Annotated in this window: 6 protein-coding genes and 1 pseudogene; 2 read left to right on the top strand and 5 right to left on the bottom strand. The window is 71.7% G+C overall.

The window, feature by feature from the left end:
• Positions 1–402, bottom strand: a pseudogene (locus tag AB0G74_RS34075) (electron transfer flavoprotein subunit beta); the annotation flags it as partial.
• 155 nt (positions 403–557) lie between these two features.
• Between AB0G74_RS34075 and AB0G74_RS34070 the strand changes: the two are divergent.
• Complete coding sequence (locus tag AB0G74_RS34070) at positions 558–1352, top strand: TetR family transcriptional regulator (protein ID WP_361154538.1); 795 nt, start codon at positions 558–560, stop codon at positions 1350–1352.
• Positions 1353–1536: 184 nt separating this feature from the next.
• Positions 1537–1932, top strand: a complete 396-nt coding sequence (locus AB0G74_RS34065; RefSeq protein WP_361154535.1) for a zinc ribbon domain-containing protein — start codon at positions 1537–1539, stop codon at positions 1930–1932.
• A 42-nt stretch (positions 1933–1974) separates the two neighbouring features.
• Here AB0G74_RS34065 and AB0G74_RS34060 read toward each other — a convergent pair whose 3' ends face one another.
• The 4 genes from AB0G74_RS34060 to AB0G74_RS34045 form a co-directional block, all read right to left on the bottom strand.
• Entirely contained in the window at positions 1975–2919 is a 945-nt protein-coding gene (locus AB0G74_RS34060) for a helix-turn-helix domain-containing protein (RefSeq protein WP_361154532.1), read from the bottom strand.
• Positions 2916–3878: a peptidoglycan-binding protein gene (locus tag AB0G74_RS34055; protein WP_361154529.1), complete on the bottom strand. Its 963-nt coding sequence runs from the start codon at positions 3876–3878 to the stop codon at positions 2916–2918. Before AB0G74_RS34055 ends, AB0G74_RS34060 begins: the two co-directional genes overlap by 4 nt.
• Positions 3879–4240: 362 nt before the next feature.
• Entirely contained in the window at positions 4241–4642 is a 402-nt protein-coding gene (locus AB0G74_RS34050) for an SHOCT domain-containing protein (protein ID WP_361154527.1), read from the bottom strand.
• Between the two features lie 93 nt (positions 4643–4735).
• Entirely contained in the window at positions 4736–5299 is a 564-nt protein-coding gene (locus AB0G74_RS34045; protein ID WP_361154524.1) for an FxLYD domain-containing protein, read from the bottom strand.
• Positions 5300–5492 lie beyond the last annotated feature (193 nt).

Here is a 5492-nt window from a genome sequence, read left to right as displayed (position 1 = left end):
CAACGCCGGCAGGACACCCATCACGCCGTCCGTCGACGCCATCCCGCACACCACCAGATCGAACCCGGCCTTCTCCACCGCCGACGCCACCACCAGCGACGTCCCCATCACATCCGAACCACGGATGCCGTCGTCCTCGACATGAACCCCCGCGTCCGCACCCATCGACAACGCCTTGCGCACCGCCTCCCGCGCATCCTCAGGACCCACCGTCAGCACCGTCACCGACGCATCCCCGTCAGCAGCCTCCGCGATCCGCAGCGCCTGCTCCACCGCGTACTCGTCCAGCTCCGACAACAGACCGTCCACACCCTCACGATCCACCGTCAGATCATCCGCGAACCCCCGATCACCACTCGCATCGGGCACATACTTCACACAGACAACGATCCTCAAGCTCACGACGGTGCTCCTGACTCCTGCCGATGGAGGTTTTGTCCGATCGAGGCTATGGCACCAAGTACCCTCTGTAAAGGTACCCAGTGCCAAAACCGCCCTTCCGGTGTTACGTTCCCGCCATGACTGAGGTGCGCAAGCGACGGAATGCCGAAGTGCCCATGCGGGAGGCGCTCGCCGAGGCCGCCTTCGAACTCTTCCTGGAGCGGGGGTTCGAGCGGACCACGGTGGACGAGATCGTCGCGCGCGCGGGCGTCGGACGCCGGTCGTTCTTCCGCTACTTCCCCTCCAAGGAAGACGTGGTCTTCCCGGACCACGAGGGCTGCCTGACCGAGATGACCGCCTATCTGGCGGCCAACACGGACTCGCCCGACCCCGTCGGCACCGTCTGCGACGCCGCCCGGATCGTGATGCGGATGTACGCGGCCAAGCCGGACTTCTCCGTCCGGCGCTACCGGCTCACCCGCGAGGTGCCGGGGCTGCGGACGTATGAACTCTCCGTCGTCCGGCGGTACGAGCGCACCCTCGCCAACCATCTGCGGGCCCGCGGCCCCGAGACCCCGGACGGCTCGCTGCGCGCCGAGGTGATCGCGTCCGCCGTGGTCGCGGCGCACAACAACGCGCTGCGGTCCTGGCTGCGGTCGGGCGGTGCCGGGGACGCCGAAGCCGCCGTCGACCACGCGCTCTCCCTCGTCCGGGACGTCTGGGGCACCCCGGCGGTCACCGGGCCCGCGCCCCTTCCCGCCCCCCTTCCCGCGACCCCGGGTTACGCCGCCTCGGTCGCGACCGCCCCCGCGACGGCGTCCGCGTCCGCCCCGGAGGTCACCACGGTCCCGGCCCTGCCCGGCGGGGACGGCGAGGTGGTCGTCATGGTCGCCCGCAAGGGGACTCCGGTCTGGCGGGTGGTGCAGGGCATCGAGGCGGCCCTCGGCACTTCGGCCCCCACCACCCCGTGACCGGCCGCCCCGCGGCCCCCGACCTGGGGCGCGTCCGGCATCGGGGCCGTACGAAACGTTGATACCCGGTCGACGCTCCGTACAGAAACTGGCACCCAGTACCTATACACCTCGGCACTGAGTGCCATATGGTGCTGAGGCGCCAGCCAGGCAGCCCGAGCCGTCGAGTGCAGGGGGTCGTCTCATGTCCCAGCCCGGAACCGACAGTCTCGCCGTGGGAGTGGATGAAGCGGCCCAGGAGAGCGGTCTGACCTATCAGCGCTGCCGCTGGTGCGGCACCGCGTCCTTCCGCAGACTCCTCTGTCCCGTCTGTGCCTCCAGTGATCTGGAGGAGGAGCGCAGTACGGGTGAGGGCGTCGTCATCCGCTCCGCCGTGGTCCACCGCTACACCCGGGTGGCCAGGAACGAATCCCTCATCCGCTTCCCCGAGGGCTTTATGTTCCGCTGCCGCGTCGTGGGCGCGGCGCCCCATCTGGTGTGGGTCGGCGCACGGGTCCGCCCGGTTGCCGGTACGGGGCTCGACGCGGGCGAACTCGTGGTGGAACTCTGCGACTCCGCCCGCCATCTCGACTGGCACTGAGCAAGCCTCAGACCTCGGACCCCGGGCGGACCGCCCCACGAGTCACGGAAGTACGAGACAGTCCCGGGCACCGGCCCTGATCAGACAGACCCGGACCTGGTCCGGGTCCCCCTCCGGGACGGCCACCATCGGCGTCGAGACGGACGCGATCGCGTCGAACCGGTCATGCACATCGGCACGTTGAGGTTCGCCGTCTACCACGGAGATCTCCACCCGGTCGCCCTCCCTGCCCCGGTCGAGTCTGGCCCAGACCGTTTCGCAGACCACCGAGCGGCGGACCTTCAGCACCGCGCCCGCGCCGAAGTCCCGTTCCGCCAGGGTGACGGGCGGGGCGTGTGCCGTCGCGCAGCGGGCCGACTCCGGATTCGTACCGGTACAGGCGGTGCCGTGACAGGCCGGTCCGGGTGCCGGTCGCGGTCCCGGGGCCGTACGGCCGACGGCTTCCGGCCCGGTCCCGCTCCCGGTGCGCCGACCGTCTTCGGCCCGGTCCCCGGCGAGGAAGAGGACTCCGGCGGTCGCGGCGGCGAGTACGCAGCCGAGTACGGCCACGAGCGGGGCGGACCGACGCCGGTACCGGTACTGGTGCTGTTCCGGCGGTGACGGCAGCGGCGATGTCGACGGCGATACGGCCTTCGGAGCCGTAACCGCCGTTCCCACAGCCGGTGTCGGCTGCGCAGCCGGGGGCGCGGCAGCGGGTCGCGTCCCGGCGGCCCCGCGTCGGTTCACGGCGGCGTCGGCGAGCCGCCAGAGTGCGATCGCGCGCTCCGGGCGCTCGCCCGCGAGGGCGCAGAGGGCCTCGACGGCGGCCCGGGGCGGCAGCACCTTGCCGTTGAGATAGCGCTCCCAGGAGGACTTGCTGTACGGGGACTTCGCGGCGAGCGCGACCAGGCTCAGGCCCGTCGCGGTCCGCAGTTCCCGCAGTTCGGCGGCGAGTTTGACGGATTCGGGGGGCGGGCCGCCGCCCTCGTCGGGGCGGGCGGCGCTCATCGGCGCAGGACCTTCCAGGTGTCCGGGCCTACGACGCCGTCGACGGCGATCCGGCCCCGGTCCTGGATCCGTTCGACGGCGCGTTGGGTGCCGCTGCCGAAGGCGCCGTCCGCCGGGCCCGGTTCGACGCCGTGGTGGTCGAGCAGGCACTGGGCCTCGACCACGGACCAGCGGGTGGAGTACTTCTCGATGAGTTCGGTGTGGGTGCGGCTGTAGCCCGCGTAGAGCCGTCCGTCCGGTTCGCGGCGGACGTCGCAGGCGCGGACCCGGCCCGCCGTGAAGACGAACTCGCCGAGCCGGGGGTGGATGTCGGCGGGCGCCGCCGGGGCCGGTGCGGCGGGCGCGGCGGCCGGGGTCTCTTCGCGTTCCCAGGGGGCGATCAGGAAGAGGGTGCCCAGGGTGAGCAGGGCCGTCAGAGTGCTGGAGAGGGCGGCGACGAGCCAGGGGTTGGGGCCCGTGACCACCACCGGCCGGACCGCCCCGCCGGTCACCCCGCCGTCCGCCGCCCCGCCGACCGTCCCGTCTGCCGTCCCGCCGTCCGCCGCGAGGTCCCCGTCCGGTGCCGGAGCCGTACCCGGTACCGGAGCCGTACTCGGCGCCGAACCCGTACCCGTATCCGTACCCCTATCCGCGTCCGGATCGGTGTCCGTGGCTGTATACCTGTCGGGGCGGTCCTCGGCCGTCGCCGTCGACTCGTATGCCTCCACCGCGAGTTCACGGAGGACGAGCAGGGGTTCCGGCGCCGTCCCGGTGAGCCGGGCCAGCGCCTCGACCGCCGCCGCGGGCGCCGGGGAGCGGCCGTGGAGATAGCGGTCCCAGGAGGATGTGCTGTAGCCGGTGCGTTTCGCCAGGGCGGCCATGTCGAGACCGTGGTGGTCCTTGAGTCCGCGCAGCTCCGCGACGAACCGGATGATCCTCGGATCGGTTCCCTCGGGCAGGGCCTTCCAACGCGGGCGCATGACGCACAATCCCCCAACAGCTCAACGTCCATGGCGATCAGGACGACCCGAACAGTCAAACACGGGTACCGCCAGAGCCGTAGGGACTGTCCGTCCCGTCCCGTCCCATCCCTCGCCCACCCCGTCCCAACCGGTGTCGTCGCAGGTCAGAAGGGTGGGGTTCCCGGGGTCGCCCCATTGTGCCGCGGGCTCTGGCGCGGTCGGCGGGTGCCGGAGCAGACTCGACCCGGCCGGACCGGGACGCGGACCGGTCCGGCCCGGGGGCCCGCCGAACCGGGAGGGTCCCCGCCGATCGGGGGACGGCGGGGACCACCCCTACTCCTCCCCCGCTGCCCCGGCCGCCGCCGCCCGACCGGGGGGCGTCAGGCCAGGATCTTCGCCTTCGCCTGCTGGTACTCGTCCTCGGTGATCGCGCCCTTCTCCTTCAGATCGTGCAGCCGGGCCAGCTGGTCGACATCGCCGCCCGGCCCGCCGCCGCCCTCACCGGCGGTCTTGCGGATGTACGACTTGAAGGCGGCCTCGCGTTCCTGGGCCGCGGAGACCTCCCGTTCGCCCATGGCGCGGCCCCGGAAGATCACGTAGAGCAGTACGCCGAGGAAGGGGAGGAGGATCACCAGGATCATCCAGCCCGCCTTGGCCCAGCCGTTGAGGGCGTGGTCCCTGAAGAGGTCGGTGATGACCTTGAAGAGCAGGAACAGCCACATGATCCAGAGGAAGAACCAGAGCATGGTCCAGAAGAGGTTGAGCAGCGGGTAGTCGTCCATCGTCGGCTCCGTTCACGGGACGCCAGTTACACGAGTTCTGCGGAGTCGCGGAGTCCTGCGGTATATCCCGCGGAATCCGGCAGCGGGGCCCGGTCAGTAGCGCAGGGCCTGGGCGACGTCGGTCCGTACGTCACCGGTCAGCTTGCGGTTGCTCTTGGCCGTCGCGGACTTGGTGCCGTTCGCGGGCACGTCGGAGATGGTGACCACGACCGTGTCGAGCAGATTGCCGCTCGCGTCCTTGTAGTCGACCTTGATCCCGAAGGATTTCGCGGAGTCGGCGGTGTTGCGGACCGTGATGTCGACAGTGCTGTAGCCGTCCTTCGTGGCGGGGGCCGCGAGGGTGACGTCGCCCTTGACGTCCACCCCGTCCTTGATCTGGTCCAGCTTGTCCCCGGCGGCCGAGGTCGCCGAGGCGATCGCGGCCGTGGCCTCCGCGCCGACGGACGCCGCCGCCGAGGCGGCGGCCGATGCCGCGCCGGAGACCACGGACGACGGGCTGCTGTCGCTGTCGCAGGAGGTCACGCCGATGGCCAGCGCACCGGCGGTGAGGGCCGCCACGGCCGCGCTGAGGGCGGGCCGCCGCCAGGGCCCCGGTTCGGGTCGATGCCCGGGCCCCGGTTCGGGTCGATGCCCGGGCCGTTGTCTGGAACGGTTCATGTCGTACGTCTCCTTCCGGCGCTGAGCGCGTACAGGGCCAGTGAAGGAGCGGACGGCCCGGCACGCATGCGGATGTCGGCCGTTCGGGTGAACTCCGGCTCCGACGCAGCAGTGCGCCACCCTCACCGTCCCCGTCGACTACCGCCGGCCGCACGGCCCGACGACGTCCCTCGCCGTCTCCCGGGTGCTCGCC

It is taken from the genome of Streptomyces sp. NPDC020875, from assembly GCF_040641415.1.
Taxonomy (GTDB): Bacteria; Actinomycetota; Actinomycetes; order Streptomycetales; family Streptomycetaceae; genus Streptomyces.
This window is presented reverse-complemented; position numbering and strand designations above follow the sequence as displayed.